The organism is Kitasatospora purpeofusca (assembly GCF_042691725.1).
In the GTDB taxonomy this organism is placed as follows: domain Bacteria; phylum Actinomycetota; class Actinomycetes; order Streptomycetales; family Streptomycetaceae; genus Kitasatospora; species Kitasatospora purpeofusca_B.
Genome location: NZ_CP170483.1, coordinates 279,184 through 302,165, shown reverse-complemented (window position 1 = coordinate 302,165; position 22,982 = coordinate 279,184). Strand labels below are relative to the sequence as shown.

General features: G+C 74.7%; 23 protein-coding genes and 2 pseudogenes. 5 read left to right on the top strand and 20 right to left on the bottom strand.

Annotated features, from left to right (window positions below; all coding sequences use genetic code 11):
• Window positions 1–158: 158 nt before the first annotated feature.
• Window positions 159–1,190 (bottom strand): medium chain dehydrogenase/reductase family protein, encoded by a 1,032-nt coding sequence (locus tag ACFCLZ_RS01365; protein ID WP_380282705.1) that lies wholly within the window; start codon window positions 1,188–1,190, stop codon window positions 159–161.
• Window positions 1,191–1,447: 257 nt separating this feature from the next.
• Here ACFCLZ_RS01365 and ACFCLZ_RS01360 point away from each other — a divergent pair, with 257 nt between their 5' ends.
• Window positions 1,448–2,179, top strand: a complete 732-nt coding sequence (locus tag ACFCLZ_RS01360; RefSeq protein ID WP_380282704.1) for an alpha/beta fold hydrolase — start codon at window positions 1,448–1,450, stop codon at window positions 2,177–2,179.
• A gap of 56 nt (window positions 2,180–2,235) precedes the next feature.
• On the opposite strand, the gene ACFCLZ_RS01355 is transcribed toward ACFCLZ_RS01360, so the two are convergent.
• Entirely contained in the window at window positions 2,236–2,778 is a 543-nt protein-coding gene (locus tag ACFCLZ_RS01355; RefSeq protein ID WP_380282703.1) for a DinB family protein, read from the bottom strand.
• A 219-nt stretch (window positions 2,779–2,997) separates the two neighbouring features.
• Between ACFCLZ_RS01355 and ACFCLZ_RS01350 the strand changes: the two genes are divergently transcribed.
• Window positions 2,998–4,215, top strand: a complete 1,218-nt coding sequence (locus ACFCLZ_RS01350; RefSeq protein WP_380282702.1) for an FAD-dependent monooxygenase — start codon at window positions 2,998–3,000, stop codon at window positions 4,213–4,215.
• A 71-nt stretch (window positions 4,216–4,286) separates the two neighbouring features.
• Here ACFCLZ_RS01350 and ACFCLZ_RS01345 read toward each other — a convergent pair whose 3' ends face one another.
• The 12 genes and pseudogenes from ACFCLZ_RS01345 to ACFCLZ_RS01290 all read right to left on the bottom strand — a co-directional run bounded on the left by ACFCLZ_RS01345 (window position 4,287) and on the right by ACFCLZ_RS01290 (window position 16,148).
• Window positions 4,287–4,706, bottom strand: coding sequence for an SRPBCC family protein (locus ACFCLZ_RS01345; protein WP_380286408.1), 420 nt, complete (start codon window positions 4,704–4,706; stop codon window positions 4,287–4,289).
• Between the two features lie 21 nt (window positions 4,707–4,727).
• Window positions 4,728–5,036: pseudogene (locus ACFCLZ_RS01340) on the bottom strand (aldo/keto reductase); the annotation flags it as partial.
• Window positions 5,037–5,044: 8 nt separating this feature from the next.
• A complete protein-coding gene (locus tag ACFCLZ_RS01335) occupies window positions 5,045–5,884 on the bottom strand; it encodes an aldo/keto reductase (protein ID WP_380282701.1) in 840 nt (279 codons plus the stop codon).
• Window positions 5,885–5,976: 92 nt separating this feature from the next.
• Window positions 5,977–6,399 carry a heme-binding protein gene (locus tag ACFCLZ_RS01330; RefSeq protein ID WP_380282700.1) on the bottom strand — a complete coding sequence of 141 codons (423 nt, stop codon included), beginning with the start codon at window positions 6,397–6,399 and terminating at the stop codon, window positions 5,977–5,979.
• A 39-nt stretch (window positions 6,400–6,438) separates the two neighbouring features.
• The gene (locus tag ACFCLZ_RS01325) at window positions 6,439–7,638 is read right to left on the bottom strand and encodes an MFS transporter (RefSeq protein ID WP_380282699.1); all 1,200 of its coding nucleotides are present in this window, start codon (window positions 7,636–7,638) and stop codon (window positions 6,439–6,441) included.
• Window positions 7,639–7,844: 206 nt separating this feature from the next.
• Window positions 7,845–8,312, bottom strand: coding sequence for a MarR family winged helix-turn-helix transcriptional regulator (locus ACFCLZ_RS01320; RefSeq protein ID WP_380282698.1), 468 nt, complete (start codon window positions 8,310–8,312; stop codon window positions 7,845–7,847).
• Window positions 8,313–8,428: 116 nt separating this feature from the next.
• Window positions 8,429–9,598 (bottom strand): RNA polymerase sigma factor, encoded by a 1,170-nt coding sequence (locus tag ACFCLZ_RS01315; protein ID WP_380286406.1) that lies wholly within the window; start codon window positions 9,596–9,598, stop codon window positions 8,429–8,431.
• A gap of 8 nt (window positions 9,599–9,606) precedes the next feature.
• Entirely contained in the window at window positions 9,607–10,014 is a 408-nt protein-coding gene (locus ACFCLZ_RS01310) for a YciI family protein (RefSeq protein WP_380286405.1), read from the bottom strand.
• Between the two features lie 123 nt (window positions 10,015–10,137).
• Entirely contained in the window at window positions 10,138–12,198 is a 2,061-nt protein-coding gene (locus ACFCLZ_RS01305) for a discoidin domain-containing protein (protein WP_380282697.1), read from the bottom strand.
• A 197-nt stretch (window positions 12,199–12,395) separates the two neighbouring features.
• Window positions 12,396–13,805, bottom strand: a complete 1,410-nt coding sequence (locus ACFCLZ_RS01300; RefSeq protein WP_380282696.1) for an MFS transporter — start codon at window positions 13,803–13,805, stop codon at window positions 12,396–12,398.
• Window positions 13,802–14,248, bottom strand: a complete 447-nt coding sequence (locus tag ACFCLZ_RS01295; RefSeq protein ID WP_380282695.1) for a hypothetical protein — start codon at window positions 14,246–14,248, stop codon at window positions 13,802–13,804. Before ACFCLZ_RS01295 ends, ACFCLZ_RS01300 begins: the two co-directional genes overlap by 4 nt.
• A gap of 67 nt (window positions 14,249–14,315) precedes the next feature.
• On the bottom strand, window positions 14,316–16,148 hold the full coding sequence (locus ACFCLZ_RS01290; protein WP_380282694.1) for a glycoside hydrolase family 15 protein: 1,833 nt from the start codon (window positions 16,146–16,148) through the stop codon (window positions 14,316–14,318).
• Between the two features lie 214 nt (window positions 16,149–16,362).
• On the opposite strand from ACFCLZ_RS01290, the gene ACFCLZ_RS01285 reads away from it, so the two are divergent.
• On the top strand, window positions 16,363–16,563 hold the full coding sequence (locus ACFCLZ_RS01285; protein ID WP_355363385.1) for a hypothetical protein: 201 nt from the start codon (window positions 16,363–16,365) through the stop codon (window positions 16,561–16,563).
• Window positions 16,564–16,592: 29 nt separating this feature from the next.
• Here ACFCLZ_RS01285 and ACFCLZ_RS01280 read toward each other — a convergent pair whose 3' ends face one another.
• Window positions 16,593–16,745 carry a helix-turn-helix transcriptional regulator gene (locus ACFCLZ_RS01280; RefSeq protein WP_380286404.1) on the bottom strand — a complete coding sequence of 51 codons (153 nt, stop codon included), beginning with the start codon at window positions 16,743–16,745 and terminating at the stop codon, window positions 16,593–16,595.
• Between the two features lie 2,044 nt (window positions 16,746–18,789).
• A pseudogene (locus tag ACFCLZ_RS01275) lies at window positions 18,790–19,266 on the bottom strand (AAA family ATPase); the annotation flags it as partial.
• Between the two features lie 302 nt (window positions 19,267–19,568).
• Here ACFCLZ_RS01275 and ACFCLZ_RS01270 point away from each other — a divergent pair.
• Both ACFCLZ_RS01270 and ACFCLZ_RS01265 read left to right on the top strand, forming a co-directional pair.
• On the top strand, window positions 19,569–20,117 hold the full coding sequence (locus ACFCLZ_RS01270) for a hypothetical protein (protein ID WP_380282693.1): 549 nt from the start codon (window positions 19,569–19,571) through the stop codon (window positions 20,115–20,117).
• A 112-nt stretch (window positions 20,118–20,229) separates the two neighbouring features.
• Window positions 20,230–20,709, top strand: coding sequence for a hypothetical protein (locus ACFCLZ_RS01265; protein WP_380282692.1), 480 nt, complete (start codon window positions 20,230–20,232; stop codon window positions 20,707–20,709).
• Between the two features lie 107 nt (window positions 20,710–20,816).
• Here ACFCLZ_RS01265 and ACFCLZ_RS01260 read toward each other — a convergent pair whose 3' ends face one another.
• The 4 genes from ACFCLZ_RS01260 to ACFCLZ_RS01245 form a co-directional block, all read right to left on the bottom strand.
• Window positions 20,817–21,383 carry a GNAT family N-acetyltransferase gene (locus ACFCLZ_RS01260; RefSeq protein ID WP_380282691.1) on the bottom strand — a complete coding sequence of 189 codons (567 nt, stop codon included), beginning with the start codon at window positions 21,381–21,383 and terminating at the stop codon, window positions 20,817–20,819.
• 92 nt (window positions 21,384–21,475) lie between these two features.
• Entirely contained in the window at window positions 21,476–21,724 is a 249-nt protein-coding gene (locus tag ACFCLZ_RS01255; protein ID WP_380282690.1) for a type B 50S ribosomal protein L31, read from the bottom strand.
• A gap of 65 nt (window positions 21,725–21,789) precedes the next feature.
• Window positions 21,790–21,954, bottom strand: a complete 165-nt coding sequence (gene rpmG, locus ACFCLZ_RS01250) for a 50S ribosomal protein L33 (RefSeq protein ID WP_380282689.1) — start codon at window positions 21,952–21,954, stop codon at window positions 21,790–21,792.
• A gap of 129 nt (window positions 21,955–22,083) precedes the next feature.
• Window positions 22,084–22,968 carry a RimK family alpha-L-glutamate ligase gene (locus tag ACFCLZ_RS01245; RefSeq protein WP_380282688.1) on the bottom strand — a complete coding sequence of 295 codons (885 nt, stop codon included), beginning with the start codon at window positions 22,966–22,968 and terminating at the stop codon, window positions 22,084–22,086.
• Between the last annotated feature and the right edge of the window lie 14 nt (window positions 22,969–22,982).

The following is a 22,982-nucleotide window of genomic DNA, read 5'->3' as shown; positions in this document are numbered from 1 at the left end:
CCACCGCCGCCCGGCAGGGGCGGAAGAACGTGCGCAGCTCAGCTCGCGCGGGAGGCCGACGTCCGTGCCGAGCGACCATCCGACGTCCTGCGGGGCGTCCGGCATGGCGCCCATGCCGGTGCGGCCCGGACGCGCGGTCCGGGAGCCCCGCGCGGGCGTCAGGGGAGCAGCACCACCTTGCCGCTGACCGTGCCGGACTCGGCCAGGCGTAGCGCCTCGGCGGCGCTGGTGAGCGGGAGTTCGGCGGCGACGGGGGCCGAGACCTCGCCGCGGCGGACGGCGCCGAAGACCTCGGTGAGGTCGGCCCGCAGCCGTGCGCGGAAGCCCTCCCTGCCGAGCGCCCGGCCGGCCCAGATGTTGTAGAAGCGGGCGCGGCGCCCGTTGGGCAGGGCGTTCCAGAGCCAGGTGCGGGCGAGGATCTTCAGCACGGGCCACTGCTTGGAGCCGGTGTCGTCCCGGGTGGAGGCGCTGCCGTAGGCGACCAGGGTGCCGCCGGGGGCGAGCAGCCCCCAGGAGTCGACCACGCTGCGCCCGCCGAGGTGGTCGAACACGGCGTCCACCCCGCCGGGCGCCAGCTCCCGGACCCGGGCGGGGATATCGCCGCCCCGGTAGTCGAGCGGGGCGGCGCCCAGCTCCCGCAGTGCGCCGTGGTGCCGGGCGGAGGCCGTGCCGATCACCGACACGCCTGCCGCGCGGGCGAGTTGGACCAGTACCGAGCCGACTCCGCCGCTCGCGCCGTGCACCAGCACGGTCTGTCCGGCCCGTACCCGCGCCAGCCGGTGCAGCATCTGCCAGGCGGTGATGCCGTTGACCACCACGGTCTCCGCCTCGGCCGGGGTGAGGCCGTCCGGAACGGGCACCACGTCCGCGGCGTCCAGCGCCACATGGCTGGCCCACCCGCCGACCTTGACCAGCGCGGCCACCCGCCGGCCGGTCAGGGCCGGGTCGACGCCCTCGCCGGTGGCCAGCACCCGGCCCACCAGGTCGTAGCCGGGGACGAAGGGGAACGGCGGCTGGTCGTAGTAGCGCCCGCGGCGCATCTGCTGCTCGGCGAACGAGACGCCGGTCGCCTCCACGCCGATCACGACCTGGCCCGGGCCTGCCCCGGGCACGGTCCCGTAGCGGAGCTCCAGTCCCTCCGGAGCCACCACGCCCGGCAGGACGACTTCGAGCAGGCGCTGCTCACTCATGGCTGGGCCCTCCCTTTCCCTAGAGGATTTCGCGTTCGTTATAAGTTGTAACTCCTTGTCGTCGTGAGTGTCAACAACTTCAGTGAGACCCTCTAACTCCGCTGTGCGACCGCAGCGCCCCGTGGTACGTTCCACGTCGCCGTGCGCCGCTGCGAACCGAGGAGGTGGGACCGATCAACGCTGTGACACGTCGGGCACCCCTCCCTCGCATGGCCCGGGAGTGCCCGCAGTAGGCACCCCGAAAGGCCCGTACCGCAATGCGCTTCACCACTGACACGTCGTCCGACGGCATCCGCGAGCAGCTCTTCGTCCTGGGGGAGATCCCCGGCGCGCTCTGGACCCCGGACGGCCCCGCCCGCCCCCGCCCCCTGATCCTGCTCGGACACGGCGGCGGCGAGCACAAGAAGGCCCCCGCCGTCCTGACCCTCGCCCGCCGGCTGGTCGCCGAGTGCGGCTTCGCCGTCGTCGCGCCGGACGTGCCCGGCCACGGCGACCGGCCGGTGCAGGAGGAGTACGACCGGATCGCCACCGCCAACCGGGCGCGCATCGAGGCCGGGGCCGAACCGGCGCCGCTCCTCGCGGAGTTCCACGCCCTGGTGGCGCGCCGCACGGTGCCCGAGTGGCGGGCGGTCCTCGATGCGGTCCAGCGGCTCGACCACGTCGGCGCCGGGCCGGTCGGCTACCGGGGGATCTCGCTCGGCTGCGGACTCGGCGTCCCGTTCGTCGCCGCCGAACCCCGCGTGCGCGCTGCCGTCCTCGGCCTCGGCGGGGCCATCGCCTCGGCCGCCGAAGCCGCGCGGATCACCGTCCCGGTGGAGTTCCTGCTCCAGTGGGACGACGAGCGCGTCCCGCGCGCGGCGGCCCTGGCCCTGTTCGAGGCCCTCGGCTCCGCCGAGAAGACCCTGCACGCCAACCCCGGGCGGCACGGCGACCTCCCGGCCTTCGAACTCGACGGCACGCTGCGGTTCTTCGGCCGGCACCTCGGCTGACCGCACCGCACCCGCCCCGGTGCGCATCCCGAGGCGCGCCGGGGGCCGGGTGGGCGTCAGCCCATCGACTTGGCGCCGTCCAGGGACTCCCGCAGGATGTCGGCGTGGCCGGAGTGCTGCGCCGTCTCGCCGATGATCTGCAGCACCACCCGGCGGGCGGACCAGCGGGCGCCGGGCTCGAACCACGGCGCCTCGGGCAGCGGGTGCGAGACATCGAGGTCCGGCAGGGCGGCGATCACCGCGTCGGTGCGGCGGGCCACCTCCTCGTAGGCGGCGAGCACACCGGCCAGGGTCTCGCCCGGCAGCAGTCGGAACACCTCGGCCCGCCGGTCCAGGTCGGCCTGCGTCGGGTTGGTGAAGTCGGGCATCGCGGACGGGCCTTCGAGGATGAAGCCGGCCCAGGCCCGCTCGACGCTCGCGACGTGCTTGATCAGGCCGCCCAGGCACAGTTCGCCCGCCGTGGTGCGCAGGGCGGCCTGCTCGTCGGTCAGGTCGCGGGTGGTGTAGCGCAGGAAGTGGCGCTGCGTGGCGAGCTGCGCGAGCAGGTCGGCCCGCTCGCCGGTGACTGCGGGGGCGGTGGTGGTCGCGGTGTCGCTCATGTCGGTACCTCCGTGGGTGCTCCGGTGTCGGCGGCCCCTGCCGTCCGACGTGATCCACAGTAGGAGCCGTATAGGTCAGATCCTGTCCTCCACTCGGCAGGACAGGCTCGCTGACGGCCTGTCAGTGCGCTGTGGGCGGGACGACAGCGGTGCCGGTGCGCCGACAGCGGCCGGCGGGAGGCTGGTGCGTGGCAGTGAACGATCCAAGGGAGGCACGCCATGTCCAACAGCACCCGGCCGCACCACTCGCGCACGACCTCGGTCCTGGTCTCCGGCGCCGGGATCGCCGGCACCGCCCTCGCCCACTGGCTGGACCGCTACGGCTTCCGCGTCACCGTCGTCGAGCGCGCCCCGTCGCTGCGCGGGGGCGGCCAGCCGGTGGACATCCGCGGCAACGCGCTGGACGTCGTCGACCGCATGGGCCTGTTGGCGGAGGTCCGGGCGCGGCGCACCGGGGTGCGCGGGATGTCCCTGGTCGACGCGGACGGCCGCGAGCTGAGCCGTAGCACCGGGTGGACGGCCGGCGCAGGCCCCGTCGACGGCCCCGACGTGGAGATCCTGCGCGACGAACTCGCGGCCCTGCTCGTCGAGGCGGCCTGCCCCGGCGTCGAGTACCGCTTCGACGACTCGATCGAGACCCTCGTCCAGCACGAGGAGGGCGTCCAGGTCCGCTTCCGCAGCGGCGTCGAGCAGTCCTACGACCTCCTGGTGGGCGCCGACGGCCTGCACTCCAACACCCGCCGCCTGGTCTTCGGCCCCGAGCGCGACTACCTGCACCCGATCGACACCTACCTCGCCGGCTGGAGCGCGCCCAACCACCTCGGACTCGACCGCTGGCAGGTGGTCCACCGGCCCGCCGGCCCGGGCGACCGGATGTGCATGGCGATGACCGTCCGCGACAACACCGAACTGCGCTTCTTCCTCGGCTTCGGCTCCGACGAGCCCGTCGATCGCATGCTGCCGCGCGACCCGGCCGAGCAGCGCCGCCTGGTGGCCGGGCGCGCCGCCGGGATCGGCTGGGAGGTGCCGCGCTTCCTGGAGGCGCTGGGGGAGACGGACGTCTTCCACTACGACGTGGTCGCCCAGATCAGGATGGACCGCTGGTCGCACGGCCGGGTCGCGCTGCTCGGCGACGCCGGCTACTGCTGCTCGCCGCTCACCGGCCAGGGCACCAGCGTGGCGCTGACCGCCGCCTACGTCCTGGCCGGGGAACTGCACGCGGCCGACGGCGACCACCGGGCGGCCTACCCCGCCTACGAGCGCCGCCTGCGCGACCACGTGGCCGCCAACCAGGCGATCCTGGAGCTGACCGGCAACCGCCTGACCGCCGGCCCCGGGGACGGCCCCGGAGCCTTCGACGACTTCGACTTCGACTTCGGCCCCGAGGCGGAGGAGGCCCTGCGCGCCGCCACGGTCTTCGACCTGCCGGACTACTGACCGGCCGTCGGCACGCCCGTGGCCCCGTTCCGCTGTCGGGCGGGCCGGGGCCACGGGCTGTGCGGTGCCGTTCAGCCGGCGAAGGTCCGGTGGAGGGCGTCGAGGCCGTCGGCGTAGATGCCGGTGAAGAGGTCCACGACCTCCTGCTCGGTGGCGTCGACCGGGTTGAAGCGGCCGGACCACTGGACCTCGGCGAGGTCGTCGCGGCCGGGGACGGCGTGGACGCGGATGGTGGCGACGTAGCCGTCGACCGGGAACGGGGCCTGGAGGATGGTGTAGCTGTACCGGCGCTCGGTCTCGTTGAAGTCGACGAGCCGTTCGACGATGACGTCGCCGTCGGGGGTGGCGAGGCGGCGTACCCGGCCGCCCTCGACGGCGACGCTCTCGGGGACGAAGGGGAGCCAGTCGGGCAGGGCGTCGAAGCCGCCGACGAGGGTCCAGACCTTCTCGGGGGTGGCGGGGACGATGCGGCTGACGGTGGTGGAGGCCATGGTGATCTCTCCTGGTGGCGGTGCGATGCGGCCGGGCTTGGTGGCGCCGGGGACGACGGCGGCGATGGCGGGGTGGGCGAGGGAGAACTGGAGGGCGGCGGCCTTGACGGACACGCCGTGCTCGGCGGTGAGGTCCTTGAGCCTGCCGACGCGCTCGATGATCTGCGGCGGGGCGGCCCGGTACTCGAAGTGGGCGCCGCCGGCGAGGATGCCGGAGCTGTAGGGGCCGCCGACGACCATGTCGACGTTCTGCTCCTGGGCGATGTCGTGGACCCAGACGATGTCGAGGCGGTCGGTGCCGAGCCGCCGGAGGCTGTCCTCGATGGAGCGCGGGAGGATCAGTTGAACTCGTCCGGGTGCGGGCCGGTGCGCAGGCCGCGGTCGGTCGCGGCGATCGCGGCCAGGTCCTCGCCGGTCAACTCGAAGTCGAAGACGTCGAGGTTCTCTCGGATGCGGGCCGGGGTGACCGACTTGGGGATCACGATGGTGCCCAGCTGCAGGTGCCAGCGCAGCACCACCTGTGCGGGCGACTTGCCGGTGCGCCCGGCGATCGCGGTGATCGCCGGGTCGTCCAGGACGGCGCCCTGGGCGAGCGGGCTCCAGGCCTCGGTGGCGATGCCGTGGCGGGCGTGGAAGGCGCGCAGCTCGGCCTGCTGCAGACCGGGGTGCAGCTCGACCTGGTTGACGGCCGGGACGAGCTCGCTGGTGTCCAGCAGGCGCTGGAGGTGGGCGGGCTGGAAGTTGGAGACGCCGGCGGCGCGGATCCGGCCCTCGGCGGCGAGGCGCTCGATGGCGCGCCAGGAGTCGAGGTAGCGGTCCCGGGCCGGGGTGGGCCAGTGGATCAGGTAGAGGTCGACGGTCTCCAGGCCCAGCTTGGCGAGGCCGGCGTCGAAGGCGCGCAGGGTCTCGTCGTAGCCCTGGTCGGCGTTCCACAGCTTGGTGGTGACGAACAGGTCCTCGCGCGGCAGGCCCGCCGCGGCCAGGGCCCGGCCGACGCCGGTCTCGTTGCCGTAGATCGCGGCGGTGTCGATGCTGCGGTAGCCCGCCTCCAGGGCGGCGGCGACGGCGGCGGTGGTCCGGTCGTCGGGGACCTGGAAGACGCCGAAGCCGAGCCGGGGGATCTCGACGCCGTTGTTGAGCTTCACGGTGGGGACGGTGGGGACGGTGGGGGCGTTCATGGTGGTACCGGTCTTTCGGTCGGTGCGGTTGCCGGGGGTGCGGCGGGCGGTCCGTTCGCCGTGGTCGGCGAGGACCGCACGAGCGGCGCGGCTCAGTGGGAGAGTTCCCGCAGGGCGGCGGTGGCGAAGGAGTGGTCCTGCTCCGGGGCGCCGCCGCCGAGGCCGATGGCGCCGACGAGGCGGCCGTCGCGGTGGACGGGGATGCCGCCGGCGATGAACAGCAGCGGCCGGTCGAGCGCGGTCGGCAGCGAGTGGAACGGCCCGTCGGGCTTGACCAGGTCGACCAGGTCGGCGGTCGGGGCGTTCAGCTGCAGCGCGGTGTAGGCCTTGCGGGTGCTGGTCTCGCCGGAGATGAGGACGGCCCGGTCGTCGCGGCGGAAGGCGAGCAGGTGGCCCCCGGCGTCGAGGACGGTGACGCTGACCGGGACCCCGGCCGCCTCGGCGGCGGCGCGGGCGGCCGTGATCAGGGTCTCGGCGTCGGCGGTGGTCAGCGGGGTGATGGTGGTGGTGCTCATGGTGGTGGTTCTCCGGGGGTGGGGGAGCCGGACGGGGGGTCAGTGGTGGGCGGCGACGGCGGTGGCGACGGGGCCGGCCGGGGCCGGGGCCGCGGAGGTGCGGCGCTCCAGGGCGGCGGACCAGAGGGCGAGGACGAGGGCGGCGGCGGCGAGCCCGGCGCCGACCCAGTTCGGCGCGGTGTAGCCGAGGCCGGCGGTGATGACCATGCCGCCGAGCCAGGCGGAGAGCGCGTTGCCGAGGTTGAAGGCGCCGATGTTCACGGCGGAGGCCAGGGTGGGCGCCCCGTGGGCCTGGTCCAGCACCCGCTTCTGCAGCGGCGGCACGGTCGCGAAGCCGAGCGCCCCGACGAGCATGATGGTGATCGCGGCGAGGACCTTGTTGTGCGCGGTCAGGGTGAACAGCGCGAGCACGGCGGCGAGGCCGCCCAGGGCGGTGTAGAGCATCGGCATCAGCTTGCGGTCGGCGTACCTGCCGCCGAGCAGGTTGCCGAGGAACATCCCGATGCCGAAGAGGACCAGCAGCCAGGTGACCGCGCCGTCCGAGTAGCCCGCCACGTGGGTCATCATCGGGGCGATGTAGGTGATCGCGGCGAAGACGCCACCGAAACCGAGCACGGTCATCGCCATGGCGAGCAGGACCTGCGGGTTGCGGAAGGCGGTCAGCTCGCGGCGCAGGTGGGCGCCCTCGGCCCGGGGCGCGGCGGGTACCAGCTTGGCGATGCCGAGCAGGCCGACGACGCCGAGCACGGCCACGCCGGCGAAGGGGGTGCGCCAGCCGACGGCCTGCCCGATGTAGGTGCCGAGCGGCACGCCGACGATGTTGGCGACGGTGAGGCCGGTGAACATGGTGGCGATGGCGCCGGCCTTCCGGTCCGGGGCGACCAGGTCGGCGGCGACGACGGAGCCGATGCCGAAGAACGCGCCGTGGGCGAGCGAGGCGACCACGCGGCCGGCGAGCATCATGCCGAACGAGGGGGCGAGGGCCGAGACCAGGTTGCCGAGCACGAACAGGCCCATCAGCAGCATGAGCATCCGCTTGCGGCTGACCTTGGTGCCGAGCACGGTCAGCAGCGGTGCGCCGAGGACCACGCCGAGCGCGTAGCCGGTGACCAGCAGGCCCGCGGTGGGGATGGAGACGCCGTAGTCGGCGGCGATCTCGGGCAGCAGGCCCATGATCACGAATTCGGTGGTGCCGATGCCGAAGGCGCCGACGGCCAGAGCGAGCAGTGCGAGAGGCATTGGGCTCGACCCTTCTGTGATTGCTTGAGTGAGCTCCTTGCGTGTCTTCACAATAATTGCAGGCGCGCTATAAGTGCAAGCGCGGACTGTGCTCGTTCTCTGGATGTCGGCGGTCGCATGGTGTGGCCGGGGTGCGGCGAACGGGTCCGGGCATGCAAAAACCGGCCCCAGCGAGGTGCTGGGGCCGGTCGGGGCGGGCGGGGTGGCTAGCCGAGCCGCGCCGGGGTCTCGACGGCTTCGACGGCCGCGACCAGCGAGGCCAGCTCGGGATTGCGCGCGGCCTCGTCGAGCGCCTCGCGGAGCGCGGCGTCATTGGTCGGCCGGGCCTCCTCCAGCAGCTTCAGCCCGTCCTCGCTGACATTGGTGTAGATGCCGCGGCGGTCGGTGGGGCACAGGTAGCGGGCCAGCAGGCCGCGGTCCTCCAGTCGGGTGACCAGCCGCGTCGTCGCGCTCTGGCTGAGCACGACCGCGTCGGCGACCTGCTTCATCTGGAGGTGGCCGCCCTCGCCGTCGTGCTGCCGGCTGAGCACGTCCAGCAGTGAGTACTCCCGCACGCTCAGGCCGTGCTTGGACTGCAGGGTGCGCTCGATGTGGGACTCGATCCTGCCGTGCAGGAGGGAGAGCGCACCCCAGCCACTGGCCAGGGCGGTGAGCGCGGGGTCCGTGGCGGTCATGGGGCCGGTCTCCTTACCGAGGGTGGCGGTACCCAAGGGTAAGCCATGAAGGTAAATACCGGCCAGGGCCCATAAGAGGCTAGTGCAAGTATTTGCCGAAACCCGGCCCCCAGTGCTCAGGACGGTCGCCCCTCCTCCCGGTCCGCCGCGAGCGCGGTGTTCAGCCGGGCGGCCCGGCGCGTCAGATGGTCCCGCTCGGCGAGGTTGGGCGCCTCGCGGGCCGCCTCGGCGTACAGCCGCGCCGCCGTCGCCGCATCGCCGTCCCGCTCGCGGAGGTAGGCCTCCGCCGCCGTCCGGCGCGGCAGCCCGGGCTCCACCTCCGCCAGCGCCGCCAGCCCGGCGCGCGGCCCGTCCGCCTCGCCCAGCGCCACCGCGCGGTTGAGCCGCACCACGGGGCTGCCGGTCAGCCGCAGCAACTCGTCGTACCACTCGACGATCTGCACCCAGTCCGTCTCCTCCGCGCCGCGCGCGTCCGCGTGCAGGGCCGCGATCGCCGCCTGGGCCTGGAACTCGCCCAGCCGGTCGCGGGCGAGCGCCGCCTGGAGGACCGCCACGCCCTCGGCGATCGCCGCCGTGTCCCAGCGGGAGCGGTCCTGCTCGGCGAGCGGCACCAGGCCGCCGTCCGGCGTGGTCCGGGCGGCCCGCCGGGCGTGGTGCAGCAGCATCAGCGCGAGCAGCCCCGCCACCTCGGGGTGGTCGACCCGGGCCGCGAGCTGCCGGGTCAGCCGGATCGCCTCGGCGGCGAGGTCGACATCGCCCGAGTAGCCCTCGTTGAACACCAGGTACAGCACCCGCAGCACGGTCGCCACGTCGCCGGGCCGGTCGAAGCGCACGCCGGAGACCGTGCGCTTGGCCCGGCTGATCCTCTGCGCCATGGTCGCCTCGGGTACCAGGTAGGCCCGGGCGATCTGACGGGTGGTGAGCCCGCCGACGGCCCGCAGCGTGAGCGCGACCGCCGAGGCGGGCGTCAGCGAGGGGTGGGCGCACAGGAAGTACAGCCGGAGCGTGTCGTCGACCGCGGCGGCCGGCCCGGGGGCCGGCTCCTCCTCGACGCGGTCCTCGCGGCGGCGCCGGGCGGAGTCCGCCCGGGCCGCGTCGAGGAACTTGCGCCAGGCCACGGTGACCAGCCAGCCCTTCGGGTCGGCCAAAGGCCTCGCGGGCCACACCCGCAGGGCCTCCACCAGGGCGTCCTGGACGGCGTCCTCGGCCGCCGCGAAGTCGGCTCCGCGGCGGACGAGGACGGCGATCACACCCGGGGTGAGGCTGCGCAGCAGGGCCTCGTCCACGGGAGCGGTCACTCCGTGATGGTCGGCGAGAAGGCGAGGAACGGACGCAGCTCCAGCCACTCGTGGATCGGGCGGCCGCCCGCCCCGGGCGCGGCGGACAGCTCGCCGGCCAGCTCGACGGCGCGCTCGTAGCTGTCGACGTCGATCACCATCCAGCCGGCGATGAGGTCCTTGGTCTCCGCGAACGGGCCGTCGGTGACCGGCGGCCGGCCCTCGCCGTCGTAGCGGACCCACGCCCCCTCGGGGGCGAGCGCCTGGCCGTCGACGTACTCGCCGCTCTTCTCCAGCCGGTTCGCGAAGTCCCGCATGTACTGCATGTGCGCCTCGATCTCCTCCGGCGTCCACTGGTCCATGGGCACGCAGTTGACCGCCTCCGGGGCGCCCCGGTAGTGCTTCAGCAGCAGGTACTTGGCCATGGTGACCCTCTCCTCGCGGTTCGTGCGGCCCATTGTGGCCGCCTTCGCCCCTGGGACGGAGCCGCCCACGGCTTCTCGACACCACCGCGCGGATTTTTTCCGGCGGATTTCCGTCCCCCGCCGTCAGCTCCGGTGGACGCCCGCCTCGAACAGCGAGTAGCCCCACGCGGTGGCGCGCTGCTCGCCGTGGATCCGCACGTAACGGGCCGGTACGGCGGGGAACCGCGCGGTGTCCAGGCCGCCGTCGCCGGAGGCGGTGGACCACACCGTCCGCCAGCTCGTCCCGTCGGTGGACACCTCGATCCGGTAGGCGCGGGCGAAGGCGCGTTCCCAGTCCAGGGTGACCCGGCCGACCAGGGTGGTGGCGGGCAGGTCGATCCGCAGCCACTGGTCGTCGCTCCAGTCGCTGGCCCAGCGGCTGGAGCCGTTGCCGTCCACGGCCCGGGCGGCGCCGAAGTCGGTGAACGGGTTCCACTCGGCCGAGCTCGCCACGGCGGTGGCGCCCGCGGCGAGGTTGACCTCGGACCGGTGCCGCTCGGAGGCGCCCCAGGTGGTGAGGTAGGACTCCGCGCCGCGGAACAGGTCGTCGACCACGTCCTGCCCGCCGACCTGCCGGATGTCCTCCAGCCAGTCCGGTACGAGGCCGTAGTGCGCGGCGCCGTCCGTGTTGACGTCCCAGGTGCGGCTGCCGGCGGTGGCGCGCTCGACCACGGAGCCGCCGTCGGCGGTGCGGAACGGGTAGCGCACCGGGTTCGCGGTACCGGCCCCGCGCGGACCGGGCCAGCCGCCCACGCCGTTCATGTCGGTCCCGTAGCCGTAACCGACGTGGTACTGCTCGCGCAGCGCGTCGGTGCGCTTGGCCTCCGCGCTGAACGCCTCGGCGCCGTTCATGTACTGGGCGACGAAGCCGCCGAGCTTGTAGACGCGCTCCGTCCAGCCGAGGTCCATCCAGCTGTGCGAGGAGAGGGCGCCCGGGTAGGACACGGACTCCATCACGTCCAGCGCCCGCCCGGCCGCCTTGACGCTCATGTGGTCGAGTTCCAGCATCATGCCGCGCCGCATCATCCCGCGCAGGGCGTACTCGCCCAGCTCGGTCAGCCCGCGGGTGTTGCACTGCGCGCCGGCCGCGTACGAGGGAAGCGCCACCCCCGGGGGCAGCTGGCTCTGGACCGAGGCCGGGGCGGGCGCCAGGCCGATCGGATTGTCGTGCTGCGGGCCGGTGCACTGCTCCGTCTGCCAGAAGGTGCCGGTCGACAGGAACTGGCCGGCGTTGATCGCCGCGCCCAGCGAACCCTCGTCGAACCGCACCCCGCACAGCGCGTTGTCGAACTTGTGGCACAGGAACATGCTGCGCACGCCGAGCCCGTACAGCTCGTCGAGGCCGCGGTCGATGTCGGCCTGGCCGCACTGGGCGACGTCCAGCACCTGCTTGCAGCCGAACGGCTCCGAGGTCTCCACCCCGAGCACGACGGCCAGCTTGCCCTGGCGGACGACCTCGCGGGCCTGTGCGCTGCTGGTGACGATCCGGAACCAGCCCTTGCCCGGCCCGCCGAACATCGAGTCGACGTAGGCCTGCATCTCGTAGCTCTTCTGCGCCTGCAGGCGGATGGAGGTCATCTCGTCGCAGCTGCGGTCCTTGAAGAAGTAGACCGAGCAGATCACCCCGTTGGTCACCAGGTCGTTGACGAGCACCCGCTGGCCGCCGCGCCAGGCGCGCTCCACCCAGGCGTAGTAGTTCTGCTGGTGGGTGAGCGAGTCGTGGGCCGGCCAGTCGGCGAAGGTCGGCCAGCCGACCGGGTCGTGCTTGCCGTCACCGCCCTTGGTGATCATGTCGAAGAGGGCGAGCGAGCCGTCGGGGTAGTGCTCCGGACAGTCCTTGAGGGCGTCCTCGACGCCCGCCGCGGAGAAGGCCTTGCCGCAGATCAGGCGGCCGCCGAAGGCCTCGTTGGCCATGATGTGGTCGTGCGCGTCGACGAAGCCGCGGACCCGGCCCTGGGCGTCGGTGCCGGTGAACGGCTCGCCCGTGACGCCGATCGCGGCGTCGGGCGCCGGCCGGGCGACCGGTTCCCACCAGTTCGACCCGCCCGCCCCCTGGGCCGGGGCGGCGAGCGCGGTCCCGACCAGGGCGAGTAACGCGGCGAGCAGGGTGACGAATCGAAGGCGTACGTGGCGGACTCGGCTCATGGGTACCCCGGGTTTTGGGACGGACGGACGACGCGGCCGACGCCCGTCCGCGGCACGGCCCCGTACCCGGTCCGGCCGCCAGGTCCCGCGTACTCGGTCTGACGAGAATCGCCAGTGTTGGACATTCCGTCAATAGCCGCGACGGAACCGGTACTTCAGCGATCACCGGGACGCGGACCGGCGGGGAGCGGACCCGCTCACCGCCGGGCTCCCGCGTCGGCGCCCGGCGCGGCCGGCGGCCGGTCGTGCGGGAGGAGGAGCGCCGCGCCGAGGCCGACCAGGCCGAGCGCGGCGAGGGCGGTCAGCGCGGCCGCGTAGCCGTTGCGGGAGAGTTCGGCGACCAGGATGGTGCCGGCGACGGCGGTGCCCAGCGAGGAGCCGAGGTTGGAGATGCTCCGGGACAGGCCGGAGATCTCGCCCTGGCGGCTGTCGGGGAACGCGGACTGCACCACGTTGACCGACGGGGTGAGCATCAGGCCGAGGCCGAGGCCGATCAGCAGTAGTCCGGGGGTGAAGGGCCAGGCGCCGCCGAAGGAGCGCACCAGCAGGAGCAGGACGACGACTCCGGCGATGGTGGTGGCGAAGCCGGTGACGATCAGGGTGCGCTGGGCGCGCCGCTTCGCCAGCCGTTCGGCGGCGAGCGAGGAGGTGAGCAGGCCCAGGGTGGCGGCGGTGAAGACGCCGCCGGTGGCGATCGCGCTGTAGCCGCGGACCACCTGGAGGTAGGCGCCGACGGTGAACGAGACGCCCATCAGGACGAGCCACTGGGCGTTCTGGGTGACCAGGCCCAGGTTGGAGGTGCGGTTGTGGAACAGGCTGGTGGCCAGCAGGGGTTCGCGGCCCGCGCGCTCCAGCCGGCGGATCCAGGCGAAGAAGCCGACCAGCACGGCCGCGCCCGCCGCCAGCAGGGCGATCATCAGCCAGGTGTTGTTGTCGGCGGCGAGGATGCCGGTGACCAGCAGGACCAGGCCGGCGGCGGACAGCACCGCGCCGACGGTGTCGAACGACCGCTCGGGGTCTGCGGGCAGCGGGTCCTCCAGGGTGCGGGTGAGGAGGAGGATCACCGCCACCACCACGGCCTGGAAGCCGAAGTTGGCGCGCCAGTCGATCGCGGTGGTGAGCAGACCGCCGATCAGCGGGCCGGCGGCCGCCCCGATGCCGCCCAGCGCCATGATGGCGCCGAAGGCGCGGGCCCGGGCGGCGGTCCCGGTGAACAGCAGGGTGGTGAGGATGTAGACCGGGGGGATCAGCAGGGCGGTGCCGACGCCCTCCAGCACCGAGTTGCCGAGGATCAGCACGCCGAGCCCGGGGGCGGCGGCGCTGAGCAGGGCGCCGACGCCGTAGACGGCGAGGCCCAGCATCAGGCAGCGCTTGCGGCCCCAGCGGTCGGTGAGCTTGCCGCCGGGGATCATCAGGGCGGCCATCACCAGCAGGAAGACGGTGATCGCCACCTGGACGCCCTGGACGCTGGTGTCGAGGTCCGCGCTGATGTCGTTGATCATCACGTTCATGCTGGAGCCGGCGAAGCTGCAGATGAACTGGGCGAGGGCCAGCGGGACCAGGACCCGCCGCCCGGCCGCGGCGGAGTGGGCGGCTGTGGTGGTCATCCCCGGCTCCGTTCGTCGGGCTGTTCGTCGGGTCGCCCGTCCGGTCGTCCGCCGGGCTGTTCGTCGGGCGCGGTCAGCACCGCGTAGAGCGCGGCGACGTCGATCGCGATGATCATCATTGACCACGCGGGGTAGCTCGCCACGAAGACGAACTGCACGAAGACGTTGGCGCACAGCACCGTCACCGGGAACCAGCGGCTGGGGAGGTCGCCGGTGAGCAGCGTGATGCCGGCCAGGCCCTGGGCGACGGCCAGCACGAGCACCGCCCAGCCCAGGCTGTGCAGGTCGCCGAAGACGTAGCGGTCGGTGCCGGTGACGACAGGCGAGTCGATCAGCGCCGCCATCGCGTCCCACCCGTTGAACAGGGCGAGCAGGATCATCGCGACGCCCGCGAACGGCAGCAGGTTCCGGCGTGGCCGCGCCGGGTGGGCGGGTGAGGCCATGACCGGGCTCCTTCCGTGCGTCCGTGGTCCGTGCGTCCGTGGTCCTGGGCCGGGGCGGAGCGCGGCGTCAGGCGGAGCCCCGGCGGTCGAGCTCCTCGTCGAGGGCGAGGGCCGCGTCGATCAGGGCGAGGTGGGTGAACGCCTGGGGGAAGTTGCCCAACTGCTCGCCGGAGGGCCCGATCTCCTCGGCGAACAGGCCCACGTGGTTGGCGTAGGTGAGCATCTTGTCGAAGGCGTAGCGGGCCTGGTCGACCCGGCCGGCCCGGGCGAGGGCCTCCACGTAGAGGAAGGAGCAGAGGTTGAAGGTGCCCTCGGTGCCGCGCAGCCCGTCGGGGGAGGCGGCCGGGTCGTAGCGGTAGACCAGGCTGTCGCAGACCAGCTCCCGGTCCATCGCGTCCAGGGTGGACAGCCAGTCCGGGTCGGTGGGGGAGAGGAAGCCGACCTTGGGCATCAGCAGCAGCGAGGCGTCCAGGACGTCCGTGTCGTAGTGCTGGACGAAGGCCCCGCGCTCGGTGTTCCAGCCGCGCTGCGCGATCTGGCGCAGGATGTCGTCGCGGACCGAGCTCCAGCGCTCCAGGTCCGCGGGGCGGGCGTGCAGGCGGGCCAGGCGGACGGCGCGGTCGAAGGCCACCCAGCACATCACCCGGCTGTAGGTGAAGTCCTGGCGCCCGCCGCGGGTCTCCCACACCCCTTCGTCGGCGCGGTCCCAGTGCTCGGTCAGCCAGTTGACGAGCCGGCGGAAGGCCTCCCAGCCGCGCAGCGCGCCCATGTCGCCCTCGTCGGCGGCGAAGGCGTAGGCGGCCTCGCCGTAGATGTCCAGCTGGAGCTGGTCGGCGGCGGCGTTTCCGGCGCGCACCGGGGCCGAGCCGAGGTAGCCCTCCCAGTGATCGAGGGTCTCCTCGCTCAGGTGCGGGTCGCCGTCGATGCGGTACATGATCTGCAGCCGTTCGCCCGGGGCGTCCGCGGCGTCCTCGACCCGGTCGCGCACCCAGCGCCGGAAGGCCCGCGCCTCCTCGCGGAAGCCGAGGCCGATCAGTGTGTGCGCGGAGAGCGAGGCGTCCCGGATCCAGGTGTAGCGGTAGTCCCAGTTCCGCTCCCCGCCGACCTGCTCCGGCAGCCCCATGGTCGCGGCGGCGATCAGCGCGCCGGTCGGCCGGTAGCTGAGCAGCTTGAGCGTGACCGCCGAGCGGTCCACGATCTGCCGCCAACGGCCCCGGTAGGTGGACGACTTGAGCCAGTCGTACCAGAACGCGCGGCAGGCGTCGAAGGCGGCGAGGTTGTCCTGGTCGCGCGGCGGGGCGGGCAGGACGGCGCCCGGCGGCCGGGTGGTCAGCACGACGGTGGCCATCTCGCCCTCGCCGAGGGTGAACCGCGCCGTGACGTCGGTGCCGTCCGCCCGCAGCGCGACCGGGCCGGAGGACTGCACGCACAGCTCCTGGTCGGGACCCCGCAGCAGCGCGGTGTGCTCGTCCGGACGGTCGAGCCGGTGGGCGGCGCGGCCGTAGTCGAAGCGGGGCCGGCACTCCAGCACGAAGGGCACCCGGCCGCGGACCACCCGGGCGGTCCGCAGGATCCGGTGCTGGTCGCTCGGGTGCGGCGAGGTGTCCGGAAGCATGAAGTCGATCACCTCCCCGACCCCCTGCGGGGCGAGGAAACGGGTGACCAGGATGGCCGTGCCGGCGAGGTAGAGCTGCTTCACCCGGACGTCGGGCACCGCGTCCCGGTCGGCCGCGAGCCGGCACCGGCCGCCCTTGGCGTCGTCCAGCAGGGAGGCGAAGAGGCTGGGGGAGTCGAAGCGGGGGGTGCACCACCAGTCGATGTCGCCCTCGGTGGAGACCAGGGCGGCGGTCTGCAGGTCGCCGATGACGCCGTGCTCGGCGATCGGGGGGTAGGGGCTCATCGTGGGTGCTCCCTCGGCGGACGGCGGGAACTGCCTGCGCCGCCACCGTACGGGCGGCGCCGCGGGCCGAGGATCACCCCCGGCGGGTGAGCGCCACGGCGGCGGGCGCCGCGACCCGCCGCCCGGCCCGGCGGGTCACCTCATGGGGGTGATGCGCCGCGCCGCAGGGACGGCGAGGCTGGAGGCCACCGTCGAAGCGAAGGGAGCCGGCCCCATGCGCTACGAGATCCGGGTGTCCGGCGTGCTGCAGGAGACGACCCGCCGGGAGGGCTTCCCCGAGCTGGAGAGCAGGGTCGTGCCCGATCACACCGTTCTGTACGGCGACGTCGTCGACGAGGCCCACCTGTTCGGGCTGCTGAACCGCTGCCAGGCGCTGGGCCTGCGGGTGACGGAGCTGCACCGGCTGCCGGAGTGAGGCTGCCGGAGTGACGCGCCGCCGCCGGCTCACCGCTCGTCGAGCAGGTGCAGCCGGGCGGCGGCGCGCACCGCCTCGCGGCGGTTGGCCGTCAGCAGCTTCCGGTTGATGCTCTTGAGGTGCGTCTTCACGGTGTTCGGCGACAGGAACAGCTCGTCGGCGATCTCCTGGGTCGACAGCATCCGCGCCGCGTGCAGCAGGATGTCGCGCTCCCGCTCCGTCAGCGGCTCGGTCGGCGGCGGCAGGGCGTCCGCGTGCCGGCCGTCGGCGCGCCGTTCGTCCGCGCGCCGTCCGTCCGCCGGCGGGCCGGCCGGGGCCGCGCCGGGGAGGGCGGGCGCAGGTCGCCGGGCAGCCAGGCGTGGGCGCGGGCCAGCTCGGGCCGGCGGCGCAACTGGTGCCGCACCCAGGGGCGGACTCGCGGAAGGGCCGGAGCAGGCGCTCCGGCTCGGCCGTCGCGAGCGCCTGCGCCAGCAGCCGGCCGCTGTCCGGGCCGCCCTGCCCGGCGTCGGCCTCGGCCAGCAGGAGCAGTGCCCGGGTGCGGGTCGCGCTGCCCACGGCGGGGTCGTCGCGCAGCGCGCGCAGCCGGGCGAGGGCGCCCGCCTGGTCCGTCCCGGCGGCCAGCTGGGCCCGTGCCACCACCACGAGCGAGTCCGGCGCGCGGGTCGGCACGCCGTCCAGGGCCGCCACCGCCGCCTGCGGGCGGCCGGCCGCCAGGTGCGCGGCGCAGGCGGTGACGGCGAGGCGCTCGCGGCTCCAGTCCGACGGCCGGTCGGCGAGTTCGCGCTCCCGGGTCCGCGCCAGCAGCCGCAGCGCGGCGTCGGGCCGGCCCCGGGCCAGCTCCAGCTTGGCCCCGATCACCGCGGTCCCCAGGGTGACCACCGGATCGCGCTCGGGCGCGGGGCGCGCCGTCGTGCGGTGCAGTGCCCGGCGGGCGTCGGCCGCCTCGTCGCGCTCCAGCGCCGTGGCGGCCAGCACCAGGTCACGCACGTCGGTGCGGCTGTCGGGCGGCAGGCTGGAGCGGTCGGCTTCCTCGTCGGCCTCGCGCACCCGCTGCTCGGCGCGCCCGGAGCGGCCGCGCAGGTGGTCGATGAGCGCCAGCCGGCACAGCGCGTCGTGGCGCAGCGGGGCGGTGGTGGGCGAGGGGGGAGCCTGCGCCGCGCGCTCCAGGGCCGCCTGCGCCTCGTCGAGGCGGCCGTGCCACAGCAGCGCCGAGCCGAGGCCGGCGTCCACCAGGGCGAGCAGCTCGGGGTGCCGTTCCAGCGCGCCCGCCGGTACCCGGCGCGCCAGCTCGTGGGCGCGCCGGGCGGCGTGGTCGGCGAGCGCGGCCGAGCCGAGCAGCCGGGCGGCCTGCGCGCGCACGAAGGCGGCCGCCAGCCGGAGTTCGGGCTGCTGCTCCGGCAGCAGGGGGTCGAGGCGCTCCAGGGTCCGCAGGGTGCCCTCCGCCTCCTCGCGGTCCAGCCGGACGGCCGCCCGGACGAGTTCGGCGGCCGGGGCGTGCTCGGCCGGGGGCATCCGGGAGAACAGGGCGCGCAGCCGGGCGGCGTCGCGTCCGGCGACCAGCTCGCCGAGGGCCAGCTCGTCGACCAGGAGCTGCGCGGCCAGCCCCCAGGCACCTCCTTCGGCGGCGTGCTCCAGCGCGGCCCGGTACTGGCCGTGGCCGGCGAGCCAGCGCGCGGCCCGCACCCGCAGCTCGTCCACCCGCTCCGGGGCGGCGGCGCGCAGGTGCAGGCGCAGGATGCCCGCGAACATCGGGTGCAGCCGGTACCAGCCGTCGGGCAGGGCCTCGGTGAAGGCGTTGTCCTGGTGCAGCCGGTCCAGGATCCGCCGGCCGTCGCGGCGCCCGGTGAGCGCGTCGGCGAGGTCCGGGTGGACCCGGCCCAGGATGCTGCAGCGCAGCAGCAGGTCCTGGGTGGGCGCGGGCTGGGTGCGCAGCACCTCGGCGAGGAGGTAGTCGGAGAGCGCGGCCTGCCCGGCGTCGATCCGCCCGAGGTAGGCCTCGGGGTCCTCGGCGTCCTTCGCGGCGAGCGCCAGCAGGCGCAGTCCGGCCGCCCAGCCGGACACCGCCCGGTGCACCGCGTCGACGGTGGACGCCTCCAGGTGCAGCCCGTGCCGCTCCAGCAGCGTGGCCGCCTCGGCGCGGCTGAGCGCGAGGTCGGCGGCGTGGAGTTCGCCGAGCTCGCCCGCGGCCCGGTAGCGGTGCAGGGGCAGCAGCGGCTCGCGGCGGCCGACGAGGACCAGCCGCAGCCGGCCCGCGGTGTGGCGGACCAGGTCGTGCAGCTGCCCGGTCAGCCGGGGGTTGTCGATGTGCTCGAACTCGTCCAGCACCAGGACCAGCGGCCGGGGCCGGTCGTTGATCCACGCGGCCAGGCGGACCAGCAGCGACGGTTCGACGTGCTCGGCCCGGGCGGGGGCGCCGACCTCGTCGGGCAGCCCGGGGACGCCGCCCTGCAGGGCCTCGCGGACGTACGCCCAGAAGGTGCCGGGCTGGTTGTCGCTCTCCTCCAGGGTGAGCCACCCCGCCGGCCCGGGGAGGCCGCCGCGCGCCAGCCAGTCGGCCACCAGCAGGGTCTTGCCCGCCCCCGCCGGCCCGTCGACCAGGGTCACCGGCCGGGCCGCGGCCGCGTCCAGTTGCCGCAGCAGCCTCTCGCGCCGCAGGAAGGTGGCGGCGGGCGGGCCGGGCGGGCGGACCCGGGTGACGAGCATCGGGTCCCCGTTGGGGAGGATCGCGGACGCTGTGCGGGTGTGCGGCATGGGGCCACCGCCTGGGGGTTCCGCCGTGCGGGAGGGCACGGCCGGGTGCGGAGCGGCGGGCCGCGGGCGCGCCGTTGCGGACGCCTCCGGGAGACGCCACTTCGACGGTAGTACGGCCCGGCCGCCGCGTGCCATTCGAGCGGGCGGCCCGCCTCACCTCCCGGGGGTGAGGCCGGGGCCCGCCGCAGCGGCGACCATCGTCGCGAGGACCGGCCCGCCGGGCCGGCCCGGCACCGATCCCGCAGGAGGCCGCCGTGACCGTCCCCGGACCGGCATCCCGCAGGCACGTCCCGGGCCCGGACGGACCTGACCCGAACGGGCCTGACCCGAATGGGGCGGGGCGTCGGACCGACTACGCCGGCGCCGTCTACGGCTCGATGCTGGCGGCCTCCGTGATCGCGGCCTCCAGCCTGGCCGGACCGCATCCACGGCTCTCGCTCATCCTGCTGCTGGTGATCACCGGACTGGTGTTCTGGGCGGCCCACGTCTACGCGCACGTCGCCGGGCAGCGCGAGGCGGGTCGCCAGGTGACCCGGCACCAGGTGCGCGAGGTGGGGAGGCACGAGTGGCCCATCGTCGAGGCCGCCGCGCTGCCGGCCCTGGCGGTGCTGGTCAGTCCCTGGTTCGGGACGGGGGAGAACGCCTGGCTCGCCCTCGGCGTCGCGGTGGCCCAGCAGGTCGGCTGGGCGAGCCTGGGCGCCCGCCGGGCGGGTGCGGCGCCGCGCCAGGTCCTCGCCGAGGGCGCGGTCAACCTGCTGCTGGGCCTGGTCATCGTGGCGGCCAAGGTCGCCGTCGGGCACTGAATCACCCGGACCGGGTGGTCCGGGCGCCACCCCCGCGTGGCGCAGTGGTGGGCAGGGCCGCACCGGCCGCCCGGCCCGTAGCGGCCCCTGGACCAGCCATCTGGAGGCAACCATGACCGCCGCCGTTCCGCACGGCGCCGCCCGGCCCGCCGGGCCGCCCGCGACGGCCGACCACGTCGGCTCCGGGCTGCTGACCTTCGCCGGTGTGCTGCTGGTGCTGGTGGGCTCCCTGAACGCCCTGGACGGCATCTCCGCCATCGCCGGCTCGCACGTCTTCGTCGGGAACGCCCACTTCGTCTTCGGGGACCTGCTGGCCTGGGGCTGGGTGATGCTGGCCCTGGCCGTCGCCCAACTCGGCGCCGCCTACGGCGTCCTGGCCCTGCGCGCCCAGTGGGCCCGGTGGGCGGGCGTCGTCGTCCTGGTGCTCAACGCCTTCGCGCAGATGTCCTTCGTCCCGTCCTACCCGGTGTGGTCGCTGACGATCATCGCGATCGACGTCGTCGCCATCTACGCCCTGACCGCCTACGCCACCCCCGGCCGGTGGGGACCGGCCTCCTCCGGGCAGCCCCCGGGTCCGGGCGGCACCACCTGAGCGACCCGGCGCCACCGCCGAGGAGGAACCCGACGACCCGGCCCGTCCCCTCGAACCCGCCCGTCGCCCACGTCCGACCCGTCCGGCCGCTCACCGCGCCCGGCCGCTCACCCCGGCTGCGCCGCGTCCGCCGCGGGCCGCTCCAGCCGCCAGACCACCTCGATCCCGCTGCCCGCCGGAGGCACCGGCGGCGCGGCCGGCCCGCGCCCGGCCACCGCGAACCCCAGCCGGCGCGGCACGGCGGCGCTGGCGCTGTTGGCCAGGTCGTGCGCGATCTCCACGAACTCCACGCCCGGCAGCGCGAACATCTCGCCGGTCAGCGCCGCCGCCGCGCGGGTCGCGATGCCCCGGCCGGTGGCGCCCGGGTGCAGCCAGTACCCCAGCCGCCGCCCCCCGGGATCGGCCCCGCGGTAGGCCTGGCACATCCCGAGCAGCCTGCCGTCCCCGGCGGCGACGGCGTAGTTGAACACCTCGCCCTCGTCCCACCGCGCGCCGGACCGCGCGAGGAACCCGCGGGTGTGCTCCGCGCTGTGCTCGGCGACCCAGGTCTCCCAGGGCCGCAGGTGCTCCAGCGACTCCTCGATCAGCGCCATGGCCGCGGCGAAGTCCTCCTGCTCCCGCCACCGTCGCAGCGTGAAGTCCCCACAGTCGATGATCTCTCTCGGTCGCCCCATGGACGTCATGATGGCCCGCATCGCCTACGCACCGCCAGGCCGGAACGCCGCGGGGCCGCACCCGGCTCGGGTGCGGCCCCGCGCCGCGTCGGTCAGTACCGGTCGCCGAAGCGCCGGTGGAACCGCTCGACGCGGCCGGCGGTGTCGAGGACGCGGGAGCGGCCGGTGTAGAAGGGGTGGCTCGCCGAGGAGATCTCGACGTCGATCACCGGGTAGGTGCGGCCGTCCTCCCACTCGACCGTGCGGTCACTGGTGACCGTCGAACGGGCCAGGAAGGAGAGGTCGCCGCCCTTGTCGCGGAAGACGACGGGCCGGTACGCGGGGTGGATGGCAGTCTTCACGGGATGTCCTTCGGGTCGGGCCTGGTCGGGCCTGGTCGGGGAGGTGGGGGCAGGGGGCCGGCGGGTCAGCGCTCCTCGCGGAAGTCGACGTGCCGGCCCACGACCGGGTCGTACTTGCGCAGCACCATCCGGTCCGCGTCGGTGCGGCGGTTCTTGCGGGTCACGTACGTGTAGCCGCTGCCCGCGGTGGAGCGGAGCTTGATCACGGGGCGCAGTTCGCTGCGGGCCATGGGGGTGTCCTCCCGGGGTCGCGCGATGGCGGGCCGCAGCCCTCCATCGAAATGGAAGTCGTTTTCACCCGGCTCCAACGCGTGCCCCGCCCCGGGCATTCCCGGCCCGCCGGGACCAGTGCGAAGGGATCAGCGCCGCGGTCCCACCAGCGCCGCCACGGCGTCGGCGAAGCGTGCCGGGCCGTGGGGAACGGTGTCGAGGAAGAGGTTCGGCTCGACGAGCTCCAGCTCCAGGACCACCGGCGCGCCGTCGCCGTCCAGCACCAGGTCCACCCGGGCGAACAGCGGCGGGCGGGAGGAGGGCACCGCGGCGAGGGCCGCCAGCGCCGTCCGCACCTCCGCCCCGGTCGGCCGGTACGGGACGAGGCCGGGATGCGGGTGGCGGTCGTTGTCGATCACCCCCGCCTCCGTGAGCACGGGGTCCTTGCGGACCGCGTGGCTGAAGACACCGTCGAGCAGGACCAGGGCGCGTTCCCCCTCCGCCACCCGGGGCAGGTACGGCTGGACCATCACGCTGCGGCCCCGCTCCAACAGCGTCCGGGCGTGCCGGGCGGCCTGGTCGGGGCGGCCGGGAGCGTAGCGGGCGGTGTCCAGCGCGCCCGCCGAGATCGCCGGCTTGACCACGACGCCGTCCGGGCCGTCCAGCTCCTCCAGGTCGATCGGGGACCCCGGTTCGAGGAAACGGGTGGGGACGACGGCGACGCCGCGGTGGGCCAGCTCCGTGAGGTAGTGCTTGTCGCTGTTCCAGCGGATCAGCGGTGCGGGGTTCCACAGCCGGGTGGCGCGGGCCGTGCGGTCGGCCCAGCCCAGGAAGGCGTCGAGCCGCTCCACGTAGTCCCAGGTCGAGCGGACGACCGCCAGGTCGAACCGCTCCCAGGCGGCCCGCTCGGCCCCCCACACCACCGGCTCCGCCGCCAGCCCGCGCGCGGCCAGCGCCGCCACGACTGGCGCGAGGTCGCCGTCGAGCGCGAGGCCGGCCTCACTGGTCACCACGGCGACCCTGCTGATGCTCATGGCTGCCCTTCCGC